This is a genomic window from Cellulophaga sp., from assembly GCF_039943695.1.
In the GTDB taxonomy this organism is placed as follows: Bacteria; Bacteroidota; Bacteroidia; order Flavobacteriales; family Flavobacteriaceae; genus Cellulophaga.
Map to the genome: position 1 here is coordinate 1 of NZ_JBDVAA010000158.1, position 24885 is coordinate 24885.

11 protein-coding genes are annotated in these 24885 nt (G+C 33.4%); 7 read left to right on the plus strand and 4 right to left on the minus strand.

The window, feature by feature from the left end; genetic code table 11:
- Nucleotides 1-549: LacI family DNA-binding transcriptional regulator (locus tag ABJD66_RS10250; RefSeq protein ID WP_348131106.1), on the minus strand; the 549-nt coding region annotated here is incomplete at its 3' end.
- A gap of 265 nt (nt 550-814) precedes the next feature.
- Between ABJD66_RS10250 and ABJD66_RS10255 the strand changes: the two genes are divergently transcribed.
- From ABJD66_RS10255 to ABJD66_RS10275, 5 genes are read left to right on the plus strand one after another with little or no spacing between them, the layout of a single operon-like run.
- Nucleotides 815-3898 (plus strand): SusC/RagA family TonB-linked outer membrane protein, encoded by a 3084-nt coding sequence (locus ABJD66_RS10255; RefSeq protein WP_348131109.1) that lies wholly within the window; start codon nt 815-817, stop codon nt 3896-3898.
- A gap of 4 nt (nt 3899-3902) precedes the next feature.
- On the plus strand, nt 3903-5438 hold the full coding sequence (locus ABJD66_RS10260) for a RagB/SusD family nutrient uptake outer membrane protein (protein ID WP_348131111.1): 1536 nt from the start codon (nt 3903-3905) through the stop codon (nt 5436-5438).
- A gap of 26 nt (nt 5439-5464) precedes the next feature.
- Nucleotides 5465-6829 (plus strand): SusF/SusE family outer membrane protein, encoded by a 1365-nt coding sequence (locus ABJD66_RS10265; protein ID WP_348131114.1) that lies wholly within the window; start codon nt 5465-5467, stop codon nt 6827-6829.
- A 55-nt stretch (nt 6830-6884) separates the two neighbouring features.
- Nucleotides 6885-10226 carry an alpha-amylase family glycosyl hydrolase gene (locus ABJD66_RS10270; RefSeq protein ID WP_348131117.1) on the plus strand — a complete coding sequence of 1114 codons (3342 nt, stop codon included), beginning with the start codon at nt 6885-6887 and terminating at the stop codon, nt 10224-10226.
- Complete coding sequence (locus tag ABJD66_RS10275; protein ID WP_348131120.1) at nt 10226-10933, plus strand: hypothetical protein; 708 nt, start codon at nt 10226-10228, stop codon at nt 10931-10933. Before ABJD66_RS10270 ends, ABJD66_RS10275 begins: the two co-directional genes overlap by 1 nt.
- A gap of 63 nt (nt 10934-10996) precedes the next feature.
- Here ABJD66_RS10275 and ABJD66_RS10280 read toward each other — a convergent pair whose 3' ends face one another.
- Genes ABJD66_RS10280 through ABJD66_RS10290 form a run of 3 tightly spaced genes read right to left on the minus strand, consistent with a single transcriptional unit; the run spans nt 10997 to nt 20978 of the window.
- On the minus strand, nt 10997-12928 hold the full coding sequence (locus tag ABJD66_RS10280; RefSeq protein WP_348131123.1) for an OmpA family protein: 1932 nt from the start codon (nt 12926-12928) through the stop codon (nt 10997-10999).
- A gap of 1 nt (nt 12929) precedes the next feature.
- Nucleotides 12930-13883 carry a type IX secretion system membrane protein PorP/SprF gene (locus ABJD66_RS10285; protein WP_303543716.1) on the minus strand — a complete coding sequence of 318 codons (954 nt, stop codon included), beginning with the start codon at nt 13881-13883 and terminating at the stop codon, nt 12930-12932.
- 9 nt (nt 13884-13892) lie between these two features.
- Nucleotides 13893-20978, minus strand: coding sequence for an Ig-like domain-containing protein (locus tag ABJD66_RS10290; RefSeq protein WP_348131127.1), 7086 nt, complete (start codon nt 20976-20978; stop codon nt 13893-13895).
- A 616-nt stretch (nt 20979-21594) separates the two neighbouring features.
- Between ABJD66_RS10290 and ABJD66_RS10295 the strand changes: the two genes are divergently transcribed.
- Entirely contained in the window at nt 21595-23082 is a 1488-nt protein-coding gene (locus tag ABJD66_RS10295) for an aminotransferase class V-fold PLP-dependent enzyme (RefSeq protein ID WP_348131130.1), read from the plus strand.
- Nucleotides 23083-23302: 220 nt separating this feature from the next.
- Nucleotides 23303-24643 (plus strand): two-component regulator propeller domain-containing protein, encoded by a 1341-nt coding sequence (locus ABJD66_RS10300; protein WP_348131133.1) that lies wholly within the window; start codon nt 23303-23305, stop codon nt 24641-24643.
- Nucleotides 24644-24885 lie beyond the last annotated feature (242 nt).

Genomic DNA, 24885 nt, shown 5'->3' on the forward strand with positions numbered 1-24885 from the left:
TCCTACATTTAGTAAGTGTTTTGTTGCTTTGTAACCACCACCAATATCATCTACAATAACTTTATCACAAGTAATATCATCAGAAATTCTATCAAATAAAACCAAAGGAATATTATAATCTTTTAACTCATTAAAGTGTTCAAAGTCTCCCTTTTCTAAGGTTTCCTTGGCTATAGAAACAAGTAAACCATCTACACTTCCGTTAGCCATCATTTGTATGTTTAACTTTTCTTTTTCGTAAGACTCGTTAGATAAACATATCATAACATTGTAATCTCTACCGTTAGCTATTTTTTCAATTCCGCTAATAACTCTAGAAAAAAAGTGATGTACAATTTCAGGAATAATTACACCTATAACCATTGTTTTATTATTGCGTAGTTTTTGCGCTAGCATATTTGGTTTATAATGGTATAGGTCTGCAAAAGCTTTTACCTTTTTACGAGTTTCTTCGCTAATTTCTGGACTGTTTTTTAAGGCTCTAGAGACAGTAGAAGAAGACACACCAAGTTCTTTTGCAATGTCTTTTATGGTAATTTTGGCTTTCATAGTATAAAGATACAACGTTTGTGAACATCAACTAAGTATTAACTCTAAATTGATAATACTTAATTTTTTATAGCAAATAAATAACAATCTATTAAAATTGGACTAATTTTTTACCATAAAAACACACTTTTTGATAAAGTTGTTAACATGCAACCCGTTGCGTAACTCTATAGATTTGTTAAATTAAAGTTAAGCATATACTTTCACAAAGCGAAATATAAAAATGTGTTAAGTTTTAATCAAATTATTAACTCAAACTAACTTTATGAATAAACTAAAAAACATCTTTTTAGGTGTGTTTCTTTTTTTTCCACTGCTGTTTTTTGCACAACAAACAGTATCAGGAAAAATTACAGACAACGTAACTAAGTCTCCATTATTAGGAGTTAATGTTGTTGTAAAAGGAACAACAAACGGATCTATTTCAGATTTTGACGGATTGTACGAAATTAGAAATGTAAATATGGGTGATGTACTTTTATTTACTTCTATTGGTTATAATCCTAAAGAAGTGAAAGTTACTTCTAGCTCTTTAAATGTAGAAATGACAGAATCTACAGAATTACTAGAAGAGGTTGTACTAATTGGTTACGGTAGTGCCAAAAAAGAAGATTTAACTGGCTCTGTAGATGTCTTATCATCTAAAGATTTTAACCAAGGCTCTGTGGTTTCTGCAGATCAATTGTTAACTGGTAAAATGGCCGGTGTACGTATTACATCTAATGGTGGGCAACCAGATGCGGCACCAAATATTAGAATTAGAGGTGGTTCTTCATTATCTGCAAACAATAGTCCATTAATTGTTATAGATGGTATTCCTGTAGATAATACTAACCCTGCTGGTGTAGGTAACCCTTTGTCTCTTATAAACCCTAATGATATAGAAAGTTTTAGTGTTTTAAAAGATGCCTCTGCAACAGCTATTTACGGTTCTAGAGCATCTAATGGTGTAATTATTATTTCTACTAAAAAAGGTACTTCAGGAGAAGTTAAATTTAACTTTTCTTCGGATGTGTCTGTTAGCAATGTAGCTAATAATATTGACTTGATGAATAGTCAAGAATATGTGAGCTTTATTCAAGAATATCACCCTACGTATACAAATTTGTTAGGTATAGATGACCCAAATACGTCTGCTACAGATAATTTAGCTACACCCGGGATAGAGGGAAGAATTATTGGAGATACAGACTGGCAAGAAGAAATTTTTAGAACAGCAATTTCTAGTAACACAAATTTTAGCGCAAGGGCAAATTTAGGCGGAAAAATACCTTTTAGAGGTTCTATTGGTTACACAAATACTGGAGGTGTTGTTAAAACTAACGATTATGAAAGAGTTAGTTTGTCTGCTAAATTAACACCTACTTTTTTTGATGATCATCTAAAAGTAAGTTTAAATGCCAAAGGATTGTATTCTGAAAAAAACGCTATTGATGAAGGAGGCGCTTTAGGTGGAGCTATAAATATGGATCCAACTAAACCTGTTTTTGATACTAGCGATAGTAATCGTTTTGGAGGATATTACCAAAATACAATTGTAGATGGTAATAGATTATTGTTAGACGGGCAAAGTAACCCTTTAGCTTTACTAAAACAAAGAGAAAGACCTGAAGAAGTAAAACGGTTTTTAGGAAATATAGAACTAGATTATAAATTACACGCATTACCAGAATTAAGAGCAGTTTTAAATTTAGGTTTAGAAGCATCTAAGGCAAACATTGAAGAAAGGTTTTTAGATAATTCTATTGCTACCTACAGGTTTAATAACGCAGATACAGATATTAATACCAATTATTTGTTTAATCCTGGTGTTAATTATACAGAAAATCAAGACATTACAAATACAACGCTAGATGCTTACTTAGTTTATACTAAAGAGTTTAAAGGATTTGTAAAAAGATTTGAAGTACAAGGTGGTTACTCTTACCAAAATTTTAAAAATGATGGAACTTCTGTTCAATACAGATATAATGATGAATCAGGCTTAAGAGAAGAGTTAATAAATCCAAACAATTTAAATAACAGGTATTATAATGTACTAAACTTACAGTCTTATTTTGGAAGAGCAAATATAGATTTAGCAGAACAGTTTTTAGTAACATTATCTTTTAGAGCAGATGGTTCTTCTTTATTTACAGAAGAAAACAGATGGGGTTATTTTCCTGCCGCAGCGGTTGCTTGGAAAATTGGTAATGCTGGTTTTGTAGAAAACTCTAATGTTATTAATGACCTAAAACTTAGGTTAGGAGCAGGTAAAACAGGACAGCAAGATATTACTGGCGCTGTTGGTTATTATCCATCTTCACCATTATTTACTATTGGTTCTACTACTAGTCAGTACTTAAGTGGAGTAAACTTATACTCTGCTAAAGCATTTAATCCAGACTTAACTTGGGAAAAAACAACAACATATAATGTTGGTTTAGATTTTGATTTATTTGCAAACGGAATTGTTTCTGGTTCTGTAGATTTTTATCAAAAACAAACAAAAGATTTATTAGCAAGAACAGCTGTACCTCCTGGGCAAGCATTATCAGATGCATTTGTACAAAATGTAGGTGAAACAGAGAGTAAAGGTTTTGAAGTTAATTTAAACTTAAGACCTATTAGCACAGAAGATTTTACATTAGAATTTAATTCAAATGTTGGGTACAACAGATCTGAGGTTACTAGTTTAAAAGATGTAACTAGAATTACTGCGGCAGAGTCTGGTTTACCAACAGGTACAGGAGTAAGTTTAGCATACCACGCTGTAGGTTACCAACCATATTCTGCTTGGGTATTTAAACAGGTATATGACACAAATGGAGATCCAATTTCTAATGCATTTGTAGATATTAATGGAGATAATGTTATTGATAATGATGACAGATATTATGAAACATTAAGGCCAAATTGGACTTTTGGCTTTGGACTTAATTTTAACTATAAAAACTGGGACTTAAGTTCTAGCTTTAGAGGACAATTAGGAGGGCAAGTATACAACGCAAGAAGATTAACTTCTGGTTGGATTGATAGAGCTATACCAAACAATAGTAATAGTTTAAGTAATGTTTTAGATTTTAATTCTGATGCGGCCACTACTTCTTTTACTAATGTACAGGGTAATATTCCTTTCTCAGATTATTTCTTAGAAGATGCATCTTTTTTAAGAATGGAAAATATTGTAATTGGTTTTAGAGTACCTAATTTCTTAAAAGATACTTCTTTAAGAATTTATGGAGCTGCAAATAACCTTTTTGTTATAAGTGATTATAGCGGACAAGACCCTGAGAATTTTAACTCAATAGATAATAATTTCTACCCAAGACCTAGAGTATTTACCTTGGGATTAAATTTAGACTTTTAGGATTATGAAAAAAATTATAATAGCTTTTCTAGGTATAACTATGTTGGTTAACATAAGTTGTACAAAAGATTTAGATACAGATCCACTAGTAGAATTAACGTTAGAAGAATTAATTAATAGAGACCCTAACGCTGTACAAGGTATTGTTTCTAGACTATACGGTTCTTTTGCCCTATCTGGTCCAGATGGCCCTGGTAGTTCTGATATTAGTGATAATGCAGGTGAATCTCCTTTTTTAAGAGGAATTATAAATCTTCAGGATTTTACTGCGGATGGAATGAAAAATAGATGGGGAGATGATGGTTTAGATCAACTTACAACTACATCTAACTGGGATGAAAATAATAAGTTTTTTAGATACTTGTATAACAGAATTTACTACACAATTCCACAATGTAACAACTTATTATCTGTATTAGATAATGTAGAAACAGAAGGTAAAGAAGAAGTAATTGCAGAGGTACGTTTTTTAAGATCCTTAGCTTATTACTACTTAATTGATACTTTTGGAAAAGGAGTTTTAGCAACAGAAGAAAACTTTGGATCTTCTGCACCACTACCAGAAGCTACTAGAGCAGAATTATTTGCTTATGTAGAGTCAGAATTATTAGACGTTGTAGAAACTTTACCAGATTCTAATGACTATGGTAGAGCTAATAAGGCGGTTGGTAATATGTTATTAGCAAAATTGTACATAAATGCAGAAGTATACACAGGCACAGATAAGTTTTCAGAAGCATTAACCACAATAAATAAAGTAATTACTAATGGTGGTTATAGTTTAGCAGATAGCTATGTAAGTATATTTTCTGGAGATAATAATACATCACCAGAAATAATATTTCCTTTAATTGCAGATGCACTAACTAGTCAAAGCTACGGTAATACCACCTATATAGTTAATGGTTCTAGTAGTTCAGAAACTATGACTTTAGCAGACTATGGATTAACAGATGGTTGGGGTGGACATAGAGCTTCTAAAGGTTGGTACGGTTTGTACGGAGATTTAGAAACTTCTACAGATGAAAGAGCTAGTTTGTTTTTTACAGAAGGTCACTCTTACGAAATGAATGATTATAAAACTTGGACAGATGGTTATCCACCTATAAAGTTTAGAAATACTAATGCTTTAACGGCTTCAACTGCACCAACTCCTTTTTCTAGTACAGATTTTCCACTTTTTAGATTAGCAGATGCATACTTAATGTTTGCAGAATGTGCTGTTAGAACAAATCAAAATTTAGGAGAAGCTTTAGGTTTTGTAAATCAGATTAGAGAAAGAGCAAATGCAGAACCAATTAGTGCAGCAGACCTTACCTTAGATTTTATTTTAGACGAGCGTGGTAGAGAGCTAAACTTAGAAGGACACAGAAGAATAGACTTAATCCGTTTTGGCAAATTTACAGGTAGCTCATACCTATGGCCTTGGAAAGGTGGTGTAGTAGATGGCACAGGAATTCCAGATACATACAAATTGTTTCCTATTCCTTTACAGGCATTAGAAGCAAATCCTAACCTAAAACAAAATAACGGATACTAACTAAATAACTAACTAAAACCATAACTATGAAAAATATAAGAATTATAGCATTATCTATTCTAGCTACCTTAGGCTTGACTTCTTGTGAAGATGATGATAATTTAGTATTCACAGCGCAAACACCATCAGAAGATATTGCTTTTACAAGTACTTTTTTAAATGAGTATGTTTTAACAGATGCTACTAAGGAAAATATAGCAGAGCGTTTTGTTTGGAATTCTCCAGATTTTGGTATTGCTACTCCAAATGCTTATGATTTACAGGGTTCTGCCACAGATGATTTTGCAGAGATAGTAGAAATAGGCACAACTGCAGATAGTAATTTAGGTGTAACTGTAGAAAAAATGCTAGAATTAGCAACTGCAGCAGGTTTAGATAATGATCCTAATACAGTAGATATGCCAAATACTGGTATATTATATTTTAGAGTTAGAGCTTATGTTGGTGATGGAGCAGAAAATGCTCCAGAAAGCTTTTCTGCTGTTACAGCATTAAATGTTGTATTGCCAGAAGACACAGAAGCAGGTAGTGGTATAGAGATGTCTTCTTGGGGAATTGTAGGTTCTGCGGCTAATGATTGGGGTGCAACACCAGATATTCCTTTTTATACAACAGAAACACCAGATGTTATTGTTTCTTATGCAAATCTTATTGCCGGAGAAATTAAGTTCAGAGAAAATAATACTTGGGGTGGTGATTTAGGTGATGCTACCTTAGATGGTATTTTAGATGCAGACCCAGATAACAATATAGTTATAGCAGAGGCAGGTACTTATAAGTTTACTATTAATTTAAGCGATAACTCTTATACTATAGAAGAATATTTCTGGGGAATAGTAGGTAGTGCTGCTCCTAACGGATGGGATGGTCCTAATGTGAAACTAGCATACAATTACAATACAGATACATTTAAAGCTGTAGTACAGTTAGTAGACGGTGAAATGAAAGTTAGGATGAATGATAAGTGGGATACTAGCTATGGTGATGGAAATCTGGATGGAGTTTTAGATACAGATGCAGATAATAATATTGCTGTTACTGCTGGTTATTATCTACTTACTGTTAACTTTAATACTTTGGAGTATACTTTAGAAGAAACTACAATTTGGGGCTTAGTTGGTTCTGCTACTCCTAATGGTTGGGATGGACCAGATACTAAATTTACTCCAGATTTTGCTAATCCTGGTGTATGGACTATAGATAGTATTGATTTAGTAGATGGAGAAATAAAAGTTAGAGCAAATGATGCTTGGGATACTAGTTATGGTGATTTAGAGCCAGACGGAGTATTAGATACGGAAAATGATAACAATATAAATGTAGTTGCTGGTACATATAAAGTTACCATAGATTTTTCTGATGAATCTTCTCCTACAATAGTAATTGAATAAAGTAAATAAACTTAAAAGGGTTGCACTAAGTGCAGCCCTTTTTTAATAACTGACTATGAAAAAAAAATTACTACTTCTTTTTTTATTTTTTACTTTACTTGGATTTTCTCAGGTGCAAAACGTAACCTATTCAGTTTCTCCAGAAGCTTTTGGTGAGAACGATGAAATTACCATTACAGTATCTAATTTAGATGTATCTGCTTGGGGTGTTTCTGATGCATATCTTTGGGCTTGGTCCTTAGATGCAGACGGTGAAAACTCTCAAGATTCTCCTACTAATGGTAGCTGGACAAACTCTAATGAAAACCAAAAACTTACTGACAATGGTGATGGTACTTATAGCTTTACCTTAACTCCCTCTAGTTTTTTTAATAGAACTAATATTGGACAAATAGGAATGCTTATTAAAGCAAAAAATGGGGATGGTGATAAAAAAGCGCAAGACTATATTTTTAATGTTGGCACATTTCAATTTAACCTTAATTCACCAGCAAAAACTACAACTGTTTTAAATTCTGGCGAGAGTATATCCGTTGTTGCTACTTCTTCAATAAGTGCAACGTTTGTTTTAAAGGCAAACAATATAATAGTAGACACGCAAACAGCAATTACAGACTATAGTTATAGCTATGCTGTAACAGAAAATAGTAACTTTAGTTTAGAAGTTACAAAAGATACTGAAACTAAATCGGCAATTTTTAATGCTGTAGTTTCACCAACAGTAGAAGAAGCTCCAGTACCTGCTGGTATGTTAGACGGTATTAATTTAGACCCAGTAGATGCTACAAAAGCAACACTGGTTTTATATGCTCCTTTAAAAGATTTTGTGCACGTTATTGGTGACTTTAATAACTGGCAAATAGACAATAACTATCTTATGAAAAAAGATAGTGCTACAGATAGGTTTTGGATAGAGTTAACAGGTCTAACGCCACAAGCCAATCATATGTATCAATATTTGGTGAATTTTGAAATTAATGTAGCAGATCCTTATTCTACTTTAGTTTTAGATCCTTACTCAGACCAATATATAGATGAGGTTACTTATCCTAATTTACCTGCTTACCCAACAAATTTGACAACTGAGGCTGTTACTGTTTTGCGTACTGGTGATACAGATTATAACTGGGAAACAACAAATTTTGTTGCACCAGACAAAACAGACCTAGTAATTTATGAGGTATTGCTTAGAGATTTTGATGCTTTGCATTCTTTTGAAGCTTTAAAAGACAGGTTAGACTATATACAAAATTTAGGAATAAACGCTATAGAACTTATGCCTGTGAGTGAGTTTGATGGTAATGAAAGCTGGGGATACAATCCATCTTTTCATATGGCATTAGACAAATATTACGGCACAAAAGATGCTTTTAAAAGTTTAATTGATGAATGCCATAGCAGAGGTATAGCTGTAATTTTAGATGTCGTTTACAATCACGCTAGTGGTCAAAACCCTTATTTTAGGCTTTGGAATGATAGCAACGGTGGTTTAGGAGGAAAAGCTACTACAGATAACCCATTTTTTAATCAGGAAGCAAAGCACTCTTACAGCGTTTTTAATGATTATAATCACCAATCTGTAGCTACACAAGAGTATGTTAAACGTACTGCTCAATATTGGATAGAGGAATATAATTTAGATGGTTTTAGATGGGATTTAACAAAAGGATTTACTCAAAATTGTGCAGCAAATGATGATAGCTGTACTAATGCTTACCAACAAGACAGAGTAGATGTTTTAAAACAATATGCAGATGACCAGTGGACTGTAAATGATGATTTTTATATCATTTTTGAGCATTTAGGAGGTATTACAGAAGAAGAGCAGTGGGCAGATTATAGAATTGAAGAAGGTAAAGGAATTTTACTTTGGAACAAGCAAACGGAGGCTTACAATGAAGCTTTAATGGGCTACAATACAGGTGGTAAATCTAATTTTTCTGGTGTATCTTATGCTCAAAAAGGATTTAAGCAAGCGTCTGCAGTATCTTTTATGGAGAGTCACGATGAGGAACGATTGCTTTACAAGAGTATAAATTTTGGTAATGAAGAAGGCAATTACTCTACTAAAGACCTAAATACATCTTTAGAGCGTTTACAAACTTCAGGTGCTTTTTTCTTTGCGATTCCTGGACCAAAAATGATATGGCAGTTTGGAGAATTAGGATATGATGTTTCTATTGAAGAAAATGGCAGAGTAGGTAATAAGCCAATACTGTGGGAGTATACAGATAATCCTAATAGAAAAGCAGTTTACAATAGCTGGAGCAAGATTATCAATTTAAAGAAAAATGCAGAAGTATTTAGTACCTCTAATTTTACTATTGATGCATCTAACACAAACGGTTTAAAGAAAATACATTTAACGCTAGAGAGTGCAACAGTAGACCAAATAAAGCATATTGTTGTTTTAGGTAATTTTGGAATGTCTGCGCAAAGTATAACTGCAGATTTTCAGGAAACTGGTACTTGGTATAATCTTTTAAGTAAAAACACACCGCTAGAAGTAACTGCAACCACTACAGGCATAAATTTAGAAGCAGGTGAGTTCATAATTTATGCAGATAAACCTTTTGTAGATCCTAATGATTTGGATAGTGATGGTGTTGTAAATGCTAATGACGCATGTCCTAACACTCCTGTTGGCACTACTGTAACTGTTACCGGTTGTAGTCTGTTTACATTACCCGCTACAAATTACCAAATTGCTACTGTTAGCGAAACTTGTAAAGATGCTAACAACGGCAAAATTAATATTACTACGGCAGAAAATTTAAATTACACGGCAACAGTATCTGGACCTAATAGTTTTTCTGTACAAGAAAACTTTACAGCAGAGCTAGTTTTAGAAGATTTAAGTGCCGGTACATATACAGTTTGTTTTACTATTGAGGGTGAAACAGATTACGAGCAATGTTTTACACTGGTTATTACTGAGCCTGAAGATTTATCGGTTTCTTCTAAAATAGATAGATCTTCAAAAAGCGTGAGTTTATCCTTAAAGGGGGCTGAGGTCTACTTTGTAACCTTAAATGGAATTACGTATGAAACTAGTGGTAATCATATTGATTTACAGTTGCAACCAGGATTGAACAGGATATCTGCCCAAACGGGTATAGATTGTCAAGGTAAGTTTACCGAAGAAGTTTTTGTATCTGAGGAAGTACGCTTTTTTCCTAATCCTGTTGTAACAAATTTAACGGTTTACTGTGCAGGTAAGGATACTAGTGTAACTGTTTCTTTGTTTGATTTTACAGGAAGACAATTACTAACGGATACTAAAAGTATTGATGCTAATAGAGAAATAGCGATACAAACTACGAGCTTAAAAACGGGTAAGTATATTGTTGTGGTAAAAGGAAAAACAATAAATAAAACATTTAAAATTATTAAGTAATGCATACAAAGTATTTAAAAATATACGGATTTATAGCTGCAATAATTTTATCTAGTTGCGGTGGCGGAGGTGATGATAGTCCGGTTGAACCAGAAGTTTTTGCTCCAACAGCATCTACATTAAGTTTGCCAGCTAATGACGAGGTTTGCTTAACAGGTACAACTATAAACGACACCCAGGCTTCGGTAGCATTTACGTGGCAAGGAGCAACTAATGCAAATGGTTACAATGTTGTTGTTAAAAATTTGACTACAGAGCAAATTAATACATTTACGGCAACAGCAGAAACAACAACAATTACCTTAACAAAAGGGGAACCGTATTCTTGGTACGTAGTTTCTACATCTAACACAACTACAGAAACTGCAGAGAGTGATGTTTGGAAATTTTATTTAGCAGGAGACGGAATTGTAAATTATGCACCTTTTATGGCAGAAGCAATATCTCCAGAGATAGGAGAAACGGTGTCTGCATCTAACAACAAAATTACATTGCATTGGCACGGAGCAGATGTAGATAATGACATTAAAGATTATGAAGTGTTTTTAGCTACAACATCACCGCCAGCAACAAGTATAGGTACAACTACAGATGCTTTTTTAGAGAGTTCTGTAAGTTCTGGAACTGTGTATTATTGGCAAGTTGTTACAACAGACCAAGAGAATAACAGTTCTAATTCACAAATATTTGAGTTTAAAGTTAATTAAACCAGATGTTAGTAAGTTTTTTTGTTTGGCCAGAAATAGAAGTATTTCTGGCTTTTTTTATGTTTATTTGGTAATAATAATAAACTCAGACCTTCTGTTAACAGCATGTTCTTCATTAGAGCATTTTACACCGTTTTTGCACTTATTAAGTAATTGAGATTCTCCAAAACCAATACCCGTAATTCTACTTTGGTCTACACCTTTAGATACAAGATATTTTGCAGTAGATTTTGCTCTTCTGTTAGACAACCATAGGTTGTAGGTGTCACTCTCTGTACTATCTGTGTGCGAACCAACTTCTATTACCACCGTAGGATTCTCTAACATATAGTTAGCAACCTTGTCTAAGTCAGGATAAGATTCTACTCGTAAATAAGAACTATTTGTATCAAAATAAATAGATTTTAATTTTAAATAGTTTGATAAGTCAGAACCCACAGCTGTTGCTTCTTTAGAGTTCTCTAATTCTAAAACTACTTTCTCAATTTTAGTATTGTTTTTAGGTGTATATATATACTTTACAGCATCTGCATAACCATCACTCTTAGCTGTAAAACGATATTTTTTTTCAGGTAAATTTACTTCTGTCGTAAAAAAGCCATTTTCATCACTAACAGTTTCTACTAAATTATTATTCTCATAATCATAAATGGTTACCATAGCATTAGCTACAATTGTATTGGTCTCTTTGTCTATAACTTTCCCCTTTATTACTTTGGTTACAGATTCTCTAACAAACCTATAAATATCATCACTTCCTTTACCTTTTGGTCTGTTTGATGCTAAAAAACCTTCATTTTTAGATTCGTTTATAATTAAAGAAAAATCATCTTGCCTACTATTAACTCCTTTTTCCATATTAAGAACCTCAGCATTTTCTTGTTGTAGGTTGATGTAAAAAATATCTAAACCACCTAAACCAGGATGTCCGTCTGAAGCAAAATACAAGGTTTCAGATTCAGAAATAAAAGGAAATGTTTCTCTGCCTTCGGTATTAATTGTAGCTCCTAAATTTTGTGGTTCACCAAAGCTACCATCACTATTAATAGCTACAACAAAAATATCTGAAGCACCAAGTGTACCAGGCATATCTGAAGCAAAATAAAGCTTATCTTCTGTGTAATTTAAGGTTGGGTTAGCAACAGAATACTCATCATTATTAAAAGGTAACTCGGTTACATTTGTCCATTTTCCATTTTCTAGTGTAGCTCTGTAAATTTTAAGTCTACTTAAACCGTTTTTATCTGGAGAAAATTTACCGTTTTCTGAGTTGTTTCTTGTAAAATATACTGTTTTACCATCTTTTGTAAATGCAGTAGAAGACTCGTGTGTTTTAGTGTTTAATTCTTTTGCAAAATTACCAAGGTATATAAATTTTAAACTGTCTTTTTTTGCTGTGTGTAAATTTAAAAAAGGCCTGTTGTTCCATTCGTGTATATTATTCACTAAAAAACCAGTATCTCTTGCACTAGAAAAAACTAGTGAGTCTTTGTAAAATGATGGCGCAAAGTCTGATTCTGCAGAGTTAGATTCTAAATTAGTTAAAGTATATTTTTGTTTGATATTTTTTAGGTTCTCTAAATAATCTAGTTTTTCAATAAATTTAGAAGCTCTTAAGTCTTGCTGTTTAATTTTATTAAACTGAAGCATTATTTTATCTGCTTGGTCATAATTACCGTTAGACCTTAGCGTTTGAGCGTATTTAAATAAGTATTCAGAATCAGAATTTTTTAGATCTGGCATTACTAATTTTGAATAGCAATTAGCAGCTTCTTTATAGTTAGCATTTAGGTAATAAGCGTCACCTAATTTTTTATAAATGTCCAAGGAGGTTTCTCCTTTGCTAATTAACTTATTGTACTCTTTAATGGCTAGGGCATAGGCTTTAGTATTAAAAAGCCTGTCTGCTTCTGCTAACTGTTTTGTCTGTGCAACAGCAGAGAACTGTGCAATTACAAGCAAAAACAAACCAATTATAGTTTTATCTATCTTCATATTAAAAGAATCTTGGTGTTAGTGCATTTCTAATCTTAGATTTAAAATCATATCTAAGGAAAACCTCAAAAGAACCATCATTAAAATTGGTTCCTCCTAAGGCTGTAGTTTCTTTATCATAAGCTAAACCAACCATTAGGCGCTGTGTTGCTTGTATGCCAATAAGGGCACTTAAAGCAGCATCCCACCTATAAGCAACACCCATAGAAAATTTGTCTTTGTACAAAAACGTAGTAGATACATCTACTTGTAACGGTGCACCATAAGTTGTTTTAAGTAATGTGGCTGGTTTCATTTTTAAATCAGAATTTAAATTAAAAACATAACCTGTAATTAAATACCAGTTTACTTGCTCTTCTGCAATGTATGATGTGCTTGTTGAAGATTCATCAAAATGTTTGGTCTTTAAAAAATTAGGAACAGATAAACCTGCATAAAACCGATCTTCGTGATAATAAATACCCGCACCAAAATTTGGAGAAAATTGTTTATCTACACCATTATCTGGTACAGCAACTGTAGGGTTATTGGCTCTTAGTTTGTTGTGATCTATATTTAAAAAATGACCACCAGCTTTTAATCCAAAGGAAATTTTTCCTTTTTCTGATGCTTTAATGGTATAAGAATACAAAGCATCTATGTAAGTGTCTTGGTTTGTACCGTTACCAATTTCATCATTAACAACAGATAATCCTAAGCCAGATTTTGCAGAAACTGGAGCGTGAATATTAAAAGTTTGTGTAACAGGAGCACCATCTAAACCAACCCATTGTGAGCGGTGTAATGCGGCTATACTTAACGCACCTCTAGAGCCAGCATAAGCCGGATTTATAGAAATTGTATTGTACATATATTGTGTATACTGCGCATCTTGTTGAGCGTTAACTCCAAAAGCAAATAACAGTACACCAATAAGGCTAAATACGTGTTTTTTATGTTTATATATTGATATCATTTTTTATAATTAATTTAGGTACAAATAGCCATTTTTAGTTTTAGCTTCTCCTTCTTTTAAATAGTTAATTATGTAATAATACACACCAGCAGGTAACGTACTACTAGATTTAACTACGGCTCTACCATTAGAAATACCTGTAAATGCTCTTGATGCGTTATCATAAGATTTTGTGCTGTATACTTTTACACCCCATCTGTTAAATATTTCTACAGTATTATCAGGAAAAGCTTCTATGTTTACTATTACAAATGTGCCATCTGCTGTACCAGGTGTAATGTTTTCATTTTGAATTTCTATATCACAAGCAACTCCTAAAGGAGGTGTACCGCCAATAGAGTCACAAGCATCTAGAGGATCTGTATTATCTACAACTTCTTGCCCATCCAAAATGCCATCTTTATCTGTATCAGCATCGTTAGGATCTGTTCCTATTGTATTTTCTTCTTCATTAGTTAAGCCGTCTGCATCACAATCAGACGTGTTTAAAGGAGTGCCGTTAATAGAATCACAATCATCTAAAGGATTGGTATTATCAGTAACTTCTTGTCCATCTGTAACACCATCATCATCTGTATCTGCGTCATTAGGGTCTGTACCAAGTGCAACTTCATCATCATTTGTTAAGCCATCATTATCAAAATCATCTGTAATAAAAATAACAGCTGTATTAGTATTACCTGCTGTATCAGAAACCGTAATATCTAATGTACTAGGGAAACTTAAACTAGGCAAAGCACCACTATTTGGAGTAGTCGTGTTTGTATCTAAACTAAAGTTACCTGCAGCATCTGTTATAACTGTATAAGTAACTTCAGGTGTACCATCAGCATCAATATCTATACTAATAAGCAAGGTTTCATTTATACTGCCAGTACCAGTAATAACAGGAGTAAGGTTATCTGTTATTTCATCGTTTACAATAGGAGCTACGGTATCTATAACAATAGGATATACTGTAGAAGAAAAACTAATGTTGCCAAAAGTATCGCTTGCTACTGCAGTAATATCATAGTTTCCATCTGGTAAAACAGTTGCAGTGTGGTCTAAAGTCCAATTACCTGTAGCATTAGCAGTTGCAGTACCTATTATAACACCATCAATATAAATATCTATAATTCTGTTTGGTTCAGATGTTCCAAAAATAGACAGAGTATTGTCAGATGTAATTGCATCATCAGGAATATTTGTATCAATACTAATGCTACTAATAACAGGTGTAGCAATAGTTGCAGTTTGTACATTGTATAGTTTAGTAGCAGTAACTGTATTGATATTGCCTGCAGAGTCTGTAGTAGTTAAATTAGCATCTATAGTAGTATCAGCATCTAAAGCTAAATTATTTCCAGACACTATTATACTAAAGGTTCCGGTATTACTAACAGTACCATTAGTAGATACACCGTTTATTAAAAGTGTAACCGTATCTCCAGTATTAAATTCTCCGGTAACAGTACCAGTTACAGTTATATTACCAGAAGCTTCAATAGCATTAATGGTATTGTCAGCGGTTACATTATCAATAATAATTGTTGGTGTAGGAGCAGTAATATCTAAAGCATATATTTTTGTTGCATTAATTGTATTGCTATTACCAACAGTATCTGTGGTAGCCAAGCTAGCATTTATAGTTACATCTGCATCTGCAAGGAGGTCTCCACCATTAACAGTAATGCTAAAAATACCGGAAGCATTAACAGTACCTGTAGTAGAAACACCGTTTATTAATAGCGTAACTGTATCTCCGTTATTAAATTCTCCTGTAATACTACCTGTAATAGTTATGTTTGATGTTGATTCTGTGGTATTTATAATATTATCTGCAGTAACATCATTTATTGTTAGGGTAGGTGTAGGAGCAGTAACATCTACATTGTATGTTTTGTTTGTTGTTCCTGTACCTGTATTTCCTGCTGTGCTTGTTGTGTTAACACTACCATTTATGGTTAAATCTGCATCTGCAGTAAGTTCAGACCCCGTAATAGGTATACTAAAATTACCTAAGGCATCTACTGTATTAGTGTATGATATAGTGTTTACTACTAAAGTAACCACATCACCAGTTAAAAAGTCTCCACTAACATTACCAATTACTGTTATTGTGGTTGTAGCTTCAGTAGTGTTAATAGTATTGTCTGCCGTAATATTATTTATTGTAATAATGGGTATAGGCAAAGTAGTATCTACATCATAAAGTTTATTGTTAGTAGCAGTACCAACATTACCAGCCAAATCTAAGGTGTTTACCTCTCCATTTATAACGAAATCTGCATCTGCAGCAAGATCACTACCATTAACTGGAATGCTAAAATTACCAGAAGCATCTACACCATTAAAATACGAATTTCCATTTATCGTAAGAGTCACAAGATCTCCAGTATTAAAATCGCCACCAACAGTACCCGTGATAGTTATGGTTGATGTTGCCTCACTAGCATTTACTACATTGTCTGCAGTAACGTTATCAATAGTTAAAGTAGGAACAGGAGCAGTGGTATCTATTGTAGCAGAATCGCTTCCGTTAGTACTTGTATTTCCTGCAGCATCAGTTACCAATGCAGTTACAGTAATTGTATTGCCTTCACCTGGACTAGCAATACTTGTAGTTATAGTACCATTACTAATATCTGTAGCAGTTAAAGTCTGATTAGTACCGTTTATAGTTAAAATATCGTTCTCTACAGCTTCGGCAGGTAACGTAATTGTAACGTCAATATCGCCAACTAATTCTGTACTGTTTATAATAGCATCATTATTAATATCTTCAGTAATTACAACTGTAGGAGCAGCGGTAGCTGTAGTGTCAATTATAGCAGAATCACTACCCTCTGGACTTATATTTCCTGAGGTATCTGTAACAGTTGCAGTCACAGTAATAGTATTGCCTTCACCTGGACTAACAAAGCTAGTACTTACAGTACCAGTACTAATATCTGTAGCAGTTAAAGTTTGGTTTGTACCATTTATGGTTAAAATATTGTTCTCTACAGCTTCAGCAGGTAAAGTAATGGTAACATCAATATTGCCAGAAAGCTCAGAATTACCTATAATTCCGTCATTATTAGCATCTTCAGTAATTACAACTGTAGGAGCCGATGTAGCAATAGTTTCTATTGTAGCAGAATCGCTTCCGTTAGTACTAGTGTTTCCTGCAGTATCAGTTACCAATGCAGTCACAGTAATAGTATTGCCTTCACCCGGACTAACAAAACTTGTAGTTACAGTACCATTACTAATATCTGTAGCAGTTAAAGTCTGATTAGTACCGTTTATAGTTAAAATATCTCCAGAAACAGCTTCGGCAGGTAATGTAATAGTGACATCAATATCGCCAACTAATTCCGTACTGTTTATAATAGCATCATTATTAATATCTTCAGTAATTACAACTGTAGGAGCAGTGGTTGCTGTAGTGTCAATTATAGCAGAGTCACTACCATCTGGACTTATATTTCCTGAGGTATCTGTAACAGTTGCAGTCACAGTAATAGTATTGCTTTCACCCGGACTAACAAAGCTAGTAGTTACAGTACCAGAACTGATATCTGTGGCAGTTAAAGTTTGGTTTGTACCGTTTATAGTTAAAATATCGTTCTCTACAGCTTCAGCAGGTAAAGTAATGGTAACATCAATATTACTAGAAAGCTCAGAATTACTTATAATTCCATCATTATTAGCATCTTCGGTAATTACAACTGTAGGAGCCGATGTAGCAATAGTTTCTATTGTAGCAGAATCGCTTCCGTTTGTACTTGTATTTCCTGCAGCATCAGTGATTGATGCAGTTACAGTAATTGTATTGCCTTCCCCAGGACTAACAAAACTAGTCGTTATAGTACCAGCAGTAATATCTGATGCAGTTAAAGTCTGATTAGTACCGTTTATAGTTAAAATATCTCCAGCAACAGCTTCGGCAGGTAATGTAATAGTAATAGTAATATCACCCACTAATTCTGTACTGTTTATAATAGCATCATTATTAATATCTTCAGTAATTACAACTGTAGGAGCAGAAGTTGAGGTAGTATTTACTTTAGCAGAATCACTACCTTCTGGACTCGTATTTCCTGAGACATCTGTAATTGATGCTGTAACAGTAATGGTGTTATCTTCACCCGGACTAACAAAACTTGTAGTTACAGTACCATTACTAATATCTGTAGCAGTTAAAGTTTGGTTAGTACCATTTATGGTTAAAATGTCGTTCTCTACAGCTTCAGCAGGTAACGTAATGGTAACATCAATATCACCCACCAATTCTGTGCTGTTTATAATAGCATCATTATTGGCATCTTCAGTAATAACAACTATAGGGGCAGATGTAGCAACAGTTTCTATTGTAGCAGAATCGCTTCCGTTTGTACTTGTATTTCCTGAGGTATCTGTAACAGTTGCAGTTAAAGTAATTGTATTGCCTTCACCCGGACTAACAAAACTTGTAGTTACAACACCAGCTGTAATATCTGTAGCAGTTAAAGTTTGATTGGTTCCATTTATGGTTAAAATATCTCCAGCAACAGCTTCGGCAGGTAATGTAATAGTGACATCAATATCACCAACTAATTCTGTGCTGTTTATAATAGCATCATCGTTAATATCTTCAGTAATTACAACTGTAGGAGCAGAAGTTGGAGCAGTATTTACAGTGATAGTATCTACCCCAGGATTACTTGTATTACCTACAGGATCTGTAATAGTAGCAGTTACAGTTAAAGAGCCATCTTCTGCAGGAGGAGTAAAGGTTACAAGTATTTCTCCGTTTGTAATATCTGTAGCAGTTAATGTTTGATTTGTACCGTTTACAGTTAAAATATCATTCTCAGCGGCATTTGCAGGTAATGTAATAGTAACATCAACATCTCCAACAGATTCGCTTGTATTTAAAAAACCATCATTATTTACGTCTTCAGTAATTACAACTATAGGGGCATCTGGTGGTGTATCATCAAAAATAATTGTAGCACTATTAGAAGTAAGAGTGGCACAAGAAAAAGTTTCATCATTAATAATAACCTGATATAAAAACCCATCATAACTAACTGTTATTCCTGTTAATGTAAGAGTGCTAGTAGTGCTTCCTGTATAAATATCTACAGTGTTAGCATCATTTATATCTACAAAACCATTGCCATCTAAACGGTCTACTTGCCACTGATAAGCTAAAGCTTCGCCAGTTGCAGTAACTACAAAATTTTCTGAGTTAGTGCCATTGGTTAAAATATCTTGTGGTTGGTTTGCTGTGTTAATTATAGTTGGCGCTTGTCCTATTTGTTGAAAATCAAAGTCAGTATTTCCAGAACCACTATCTGCATTGGTAGGTGTGGTATAACCGTCTACAACCATACCACTAATAACAGTACCATTAGCTGCAGTAACTGTTGGTAAATTACCAAGTATTCCGTCGTTATTTTGATCTGTAAATCCTGCTTCTAAAACGTCATTACAACCATCACCATCAGCATCTAGCTCTAAATAATCTGGAGTGCCATTTGGTGTAGCTTCTGAGTCGGCAATTGTATAATCTACACTACCGCTATTAACACCACTACTAGTTTGTAAGGCATCAAAAATACCATCATCACTAACTGTTGTTCCTAGAATTCCGTTTGTATGGGCTTGTTTATGTCCTGCTTCAATAACATCAAAAATACCATCGTTATCAGAATCTAAATCTATTAAATCCGGAACTCCGTCGTTATCAGAATCTCTGTCTTTACACGCAAAAAGTATAAGTTCTATTTCATCCTCAGCTCCTGTAGAAGATGTCTGTGCCAATTGCAATGTAAAAGTTGAAACCCTTTGATTAATTTGTAACGTACCAGCAGCAGAACCATCACTATCTTTTAAAGAACTTTCTGGACTATATCCGTCTGATGGTAAACCAGTACCGCCATCTTTTACTGTGGTTGCAGTAGAAACAAAATCGAATGTGCCGGCAAGTTCTGACCACGTTAAACCGTTTAAAAGGCTTATCTCTGCTGAGGTCTGATCGGTGCCATCGTCACCACCAATACGGTCTAAATGAAGCGTAGGTTTATCTATAAAAACAGGATTGTTAGCAGCATCTACAAATTCAACTGTAACTGTTACTCCGTTATCATAGGTTGCAGCAAGAGAAGTATCTCCTTGTAAATCTTCTGTCCAGAAATTTGGAGCTGGACTGGTAAAATTACCGCTTACAAAGTTGGTAGAGTTTGTAGTAGTAACATTAGCAATAACTCCGTTACCATAGTCAAAAGAAGCAGTAGTGCCAGCAATTGTCCAAGAACCAGACTGTATAGGAGTACAAATACCTTCTTCTGTGTCTAAAATACCATCGTTATCATCATCTAAATCGCAACTATTATTTATACCATCACCATCTGTGTCGTTCTCTGTAGGTGTACCAATTATAGCTCCAGAAGTACAAGGGTTTATTACCAGGTTAGAAAAAGCAAATTCTACTTCGTCTCTATTAGGTGCAGAGATTCCATTTTTTTCTAGACCCGTATTAATATTTATTGTGTTTATCAAGTCCGATATTTGTAAACTACCTCCAGCAGTGTTACCACATTCTCCACTACCTCCTAGAATTTCAAATAGGTTTTCTCCCCTAAAAAAAACGGAGTCGGATTTCAATCTGTTAGTAGCACTTAGTTCATTCCAAGTGTATCCGTCTTGTAAATAAAATACACCAGTAGTATTAGATCCTAATAAGCCTGTTACTCCAACTTTATCAACGTGTAAAATAGGGTTTTGTATGTCTGCTAATGTATTTGTTCTGGTGTCATAAAACTCAAATGAGATACTACCATTACTGCCATCAATGTCTAATACAAGAGAAGGAGTTCCCGTAATAGTTGGGTCACTAAAAGCATCAGGAGAACAAAGCATAGTATCACCGCCAAGAATATCTACGTAACCAGTAACGGTTACCTCAATTCTAACTAAACCATCTGAGCTTATAGATGTCCATTTTCCCCCACCAGCATCTGACCATACGCCAGAGGTTTGAGCAAAAAATAATTGAGACACAAATAAGAAAATAAAAAGCGTGAATAGTTTGGCAAATTTTATTCTGTTTGTGAGAGATAATTTTAGATTCAATTTTATCATAAAAAAGTTTCTTATGAATAAACTAATGGTTTGGTTAAAAAAGTTATTCAATTTAAATAGCTAATTTATATTGAAAAATACCGAACAGTGTATTAATGTTGTGAATACTAGGCTTTTGTATGCGTAAGCTTATTTATGATACTTTTTTTTAATTGAATAGATGTAGTTGAAGAAATTAAAATGAACATTTGTTTTTACTTAGTTAACATATTACGACTGTAAAGTGCTTCTCTGTTAAGGCTTGTTTTCTCTGTTTTAGTAAAGTAATTACACTACTTTTTTTTAAAAATAAAGAACTTTAATTTTTCTGATTTTGATTAAAAAAATAACATAAAAATAAAATTAACATTACATAAGTAAGGGTTAATTAAAAATTAATCGTCTTAATAGTGTATGGTATAATATCAATAATAAAAAAATAAAGCTTTATTATTTTGTAGTAAAGTATATCTATAACAGCACCTTTCTTTATGCTTTTTTTTTTAGTATAAATTTTTGAATTAGTCAATCAATAAAAAATGAAAGAATGTTGTTTAAAGGGCTATTTTTTAGTGGGTAGCCCTTTTTAAATATTACATTAAAAATCGACCAAAAAAACCGAATTAAATTAAAAGTTGTGAGTGTTAAAGAAGAAGTCTTAGTGAAAGAAAATTTAGAAAATTACTTTCAGCAATTTTCTAAGGGAGTCATTGGAAGTAACCATTATTTTAAAACCCTTTATGGGGAACAAAAATTGGTATATGCAGATTGGATAGCAAGTGGAAGGTTATATGCGCCTATTGAAGAAAAAATGCAGTATAAAATAGGACCAATGGTTGCTAATACGCATTCTTTTTCTAGTGAAACAGGTAAAGCATCTACGTATGCATATAAATTAGCTCGTAAAGTAATTAAAGAGCACGTTAATGCAAATGAAGAAGATATTTTAGTAACAACTGGTACTGGTATGACTGGGGCAATTGTTAAGCTTCAACGTTTAATAGGGTTACGTAAAAGCTTTAAACACAAACCAAATAGAGTAGACAGGCCAGTTGTTTTTATTACACATATGGAGCACCACTCTAATCATGTTTCTTGGATGGAAACCTTGGCAGATGTAGTGATTTTAGAGTGTGATGAAAATAAACTTGTAGATGTAAATATTTTAGAGGAAAAGCTGATAGAATATGCAGATAGACCTACAAAAATAGGTGCATTTACAGCTTGTTCTAATGTAACAGGCATTATTACTCCTTACCATGAGTTAGCTAAAATTATGCACAAACATAATGGGTATTGCGTGGTAGATTTTGCAGCATCTGCACCCTATGTAAAAATGGATATGCATCCTGCAGATCCTGAAGCTTATTTAGATGCTATTGCTTTTTCTCCGCATAAATTTTTAGGAGGACCAGGTAGCTGTGGAGTTCTAGTCTTTAATAAAAAAATGTACAATGCTAAATGTCCAGATACTCCAGGAGGAGGTAATGTAAAATGGACAAATCCTTGGGGAAGTTATAGTTATTTTGATGATATAGAGGTTAAAGAAGACGGTGGTACACCAGGCTTTTTACAAACTATGCGAGCTGCTTTGGCTATTAGATTAAAAGACAAAATGGATGTTTCTAAAATGCATAAAAGAGAAGATGAACTTATTAAGTTAAGTTACGAAAAGCTTTTAGAGGTTAATGGTTTACATATTTTAGGAGATTTAGATGCTCCTAGAATTGGTTGTATTTCTTTTACTGTAGAAAATATTCACTACAACCTTTTGGTACGTTTATTAAACGATAGGTTTGGTATACAAGTTAGGGGAGGTTGGTCTTGCGCAAGTACTTACGGTCATTATCTGCTTGATATAGATAAAAGAACATCTAAAAAAATTACGCGTAACATTATAAATAAAGATCTAACTATTAAGCCTGGTTGGGTACGTTTATCCTTACACCCACTAATGACTAACAAAGAGTTATTATTTATTTGTGATGCTATTAAAGAAATACAAAAAAAGATTTCTCTTTGGAAAGGCGATTACAGGTACAACCAAGCAACAAATGAATGGGATTGTTTGCAAAGAGGAGATCAAGTTATAAAGCAAGAAGTTTGCAAATGGTTTAGTTTGTAATCTTTAGCAAGAGTTTAATTTAGTTTTTATTTCTGGAAAACGTTGGTAGCAATTTGTTATCAGCGTTTTCGTTTTTATAATTAAAATTTTACGCTATTTTAATTTACTAGAAACGTTGTTTTGTAACATCATATGCTAATATTAAATAAAGGTTTTGTTAATCTAAACCTAATATTAACTTGACTTTGACAAGGTATTTTAGCTATTTGTAAAAATAGCGATGAAAACTAAAATATATATACTACTAGCCTTATTAACTTGTTTCTTTGGCAGCGCACAACAATTAAAATTTATAAGTTATACTACAGATCAGGGATTATCTAATAATTCTATTTTAGACATAGAGAATGATAATGATGGCGGTTTATGGATTGCTACTTTAGATGGCTTAAATTATTTTGATGGGTATACATTTAAAACCTTTAAGCATAACGCAAATGACCCAGAATCTCTGCCAAATAATTATTTAACTAATATAGAAAAAGATGCAGAAGATAATATTTGGATTTATACTAAAGAAGGGCATATAAGTAAGTACCTGGGTAATAATAAATTTAAACATTTTAGTTTTAAAGCCAAAGCAGATAGGTTATTCTTAGCAACTAACGGAGACCTTAATGTAAAAGCAGGAGGTTTTACGTATACATATACCAACAATGGTTTTGTAAAAACAGAAGAGAATATAGATTATACAAGCCCAAATAAAGCCTACAAAAAACTTATTCTAGATAAATACCCAGATTTAATTATAAATGATGTTTTAAAAGATAAACAAGGCAATTTGTGGTTTGCTACTTTTAAAAACGGAATTTATATAATACCAAACCACACCACAAATTTAAATACAAATGTGGTTCATCATTATACCTATGATTTGTATACACCGTATAGCTTTTATAGTAATGAGGTAACAGCACTTAGCCAAGATGTGTTTGGTAACGTATGGCTGGGGCAAAAAGATGGAGGTATAAGTATGGCTTATACCGGGTCTGAAGAAATTTCGTCTGTAACACCGCATCCTATTAAGTTTCCTCATTTACCAGTAGAAACTACAAGGGCAATTACAAAAGATAATAATGGTAACATTTGGATAGGCTATTACAACGGTGGTTTATACCATTACAGTGAAGAAACTAAGTGTTATTTAAAGTTTAAAGTAAGAGAGTCAAAAAATAATTACGAGTGGGAGCGTGTTAGAAGTCTTTATACCGCAAGTGATGGTAGTATTTGGGCTGGTACTTATGCAGGTTTACTTCGGGTAAAAAATAATTCATACAAGGCTTTTAATGCATTAAATATACCAGAATTGCCCAGCAATAGAAGCTACTCTTTTTATGAAGACAAAAATAAAATACTATGGATTGCTTGTTGGGGAGGAGTAGCAAAATTTAACCTAAACACTAATAAGTTTGAGTCTTTTAAAGGACAAGAATTACTTAATAGTTACCACATTAGAAATATAAAAAAATATAAAAATAAAAACGCCTCGAGAGGTGGGTGGGGTTGTGGTGTCGTCAAATTTTCCGACGAAAAAAAAAAACACACACACAACACAAAGTAAAAACATGAAACAACAATCAGGGACGGAGGGGGGGAAGGGGGGGAGAGAGACAGAGAGAGACAGAGAGAACGCCCAAACACACAATACAAAAATCGCACAAAAATAAAAAAACGATACGTGAGGCGAAAAACAAAATATGCCCAGCACGATCGCTGCATGCAGAGCGGCAAAACAAAAAGACACGGCGAGAATGAACGCAGTGCAAGTGCATCAAAAGGGTGTTTTGAGGAAACACCTACTCC